The sequence below is a fragment of the Pseudoalteromonas sp. S327 genome (genome assembly GCF_005886415.1).
GTDB lineage: Bacteria > Pseudomonadota > Gammaproteobacteria > Enterobacterales > Alteromonadaceae > Pseudoalteromonas > Pseudoalteromonas atlantica.
Genome location: NZ_PNDP01000103.1, coordinates 1 through 2,011, shown reverse-complemented (window position 1 = coordinate 2,011; position 2,011 = coordinate 1). Strand labels below are relative to the sequence as shown.

At 38.1% G+C, this 2,011-nt stretch carries 2 protein-coding genes; one reads left to right on the top strand and one right to left on the bottom strand.

Annotated elements, in window-relative coordinates; all coding sequences use genetic code 11:
* Positions 1–329 precede the first annotated feature (329 nt).
* Entirely contained in the window at positions 330–1,643 is a 1,314-nt protein-coding gene (locus CWB60_RS20325; RefSeq protein WP_171036174.1) for a S41 family peptidase, read from the top strand.
* Positions 1,644–1,719: 76 nt separating this feature from the next.
* Here CWB60_RS20325 and CWB60_RS20320 read toward each other — a convergent pair.
* A partial coding sequence (locus tag CWB60_RS20320) for a hypothetical protein (protein WP_138628022.1) occupies positions 1,720–2,011 on the bottom strand: 292 nt, incomplete at its 5' end.

Genomic DNA, 2,011 nt, shown 5'->3' with positions numbered 1-2,011 from the left:
AGCTGAGCAAGTTAATAATGAACCAAGAGCGATGGTTTTTAAAAGTGTACGTTTCATGATTATCTTCCTGTTTGGTTAGTCGTACTTATTGGCGACAACTCAACTTTAGATAATTCTGAGCGCAGCGACAAACGATAAAAACAAACCTAATAAATGAGAAATACTAACTTATAGACTTAGCCTACCCTTCTTTTACAGCAGAAGATTGGCCGACTGAAAGCTATAAATAAACTTAAATAAACTCAACAATTTACACAATGGTTACCTATTGCCAAAAAAGCATTAGTGTTGTAACTTTGTTAATTAACCCAATATTTACAAGGATTGTCATGATTAAAAAAACAAAAAATATAGTTTTATCTAGCTCATTTTTATTATTATGTGCATGTGGGGGCTCCTCAGAGAACGAAGGCGATATTATAAGTTCCGACCCTGCAGTATGTGCTAGTCAAACAGCACAAAACGAAGCCCTTTGGGACTACCTCCAAACAGATTACCTTTGGAGTGAGCAGCTAAATACCTCAACAAACCCATCTACATTTGACTCATTAAGCGATTTAATGACCGAAGTTAAATCGCAAGTAGAATTAGATAAATACAGTTATGTAGTCACCGCGCAAGAATATGAAGACCGATACCTTAACGCGAGTTATTTTGGTTATGGTTTAGCAAACAAAATAGAATCTAACGGTCTTCTTGTAAAGTATGTATTTGACGATGGTAATGCAGCAGCTATGGGGTTAACCAGAGGCTCATTAATCACCAAAATGAATGGCGTAAATATTGAAGAAGCAATAACCAACAATACGTTTGACTACGATGCCTTATTGGGGCCTGAAGAAGAAGGCTATACAGTAGACGTAACGTGGATAGATTTAAACGGTGAAGAACAAACCGGCACTATGGCACGCGCAACGGTTAGCACAAACACTATTCTAGACGCCCGCATATTAGAATCTAGTACAGGTAAGGTTGGCTACCTGGCCTTTAATAGCTTTATTGAACGCAGTGCCCCAGACTTAGATGACGCATTTTCGTTATTCGAGCAAGAGGGCGTTTCAGAGCTAGTACTTGATTTACGCTATAACGGGGGCGGTTACCTTAATGTAGCTAAACAACTAGCAAGCCAAATTGCTGCTGAGAACGTGCTTGGCAAGCCTATGTTTAATTACGAATATAATAAAAACCGTGAAACTAACAGCGTAGATTTCGAGTTAAATAATAATCAACCACGCCTAAATTTACCTCGTGTAGTAATACTTACCACTGAACAAACATTGTCTGCCAGCGAAGTGGTAATAAATGCGCTAGAACCTTACATTGATGTTCAAGTAGTTGGCACAAGCACAGGAGGAAAGCCTGTTGGCATGGATATTAATCAACTTTGTGACCACGTTGTGTTTGCCATAAACTTTAAAATGACTAACTCAGCTGGCTATGGTGATTACTTTGATGGTTTACCTGCAGATTGTTACGCCGAAGATACCATTAATTCTGATTGGGGCGATACCAAAGATCCTCTTCTAAGCGAGGCTCTATACTTGTTAACTAATAATAGTTGCTCAACAACTCAAACAAGCCAGTTACCTAAACAAAAATCGCTTTATAACAATTTTGGTCTATTCGATAAAAACACGATATAAAACTTTCAATTGTATACAAAAAAGCCGATGCAGGATTATCCCTTCATCGGCTTTTTTATCGCGTTATAAAACGTTTTTATAACGATAAATCTTCTTTAGCACGCGTTAAATTATGAGATACCAGTGAGTTTTTAGAAATTTGATACGCTTCGTATAAATCTGAAAGGCCTGCGGTGTCTTTTTTGGCCATCATGCGGGCTACACCACGGTTACTTAATGCAAACGATGTAAGTTCGCGTACTTTTAAACGTGGGCCACGGCTTTCTTTTAATAAGGCAATTGCTTGTGTACAAATGGCTTCAGCTTCTGTGTAGTTTTTAGATTCTACATTAAGTGCACAGCTATTGAATGGCTGTTCAAACTCTGGT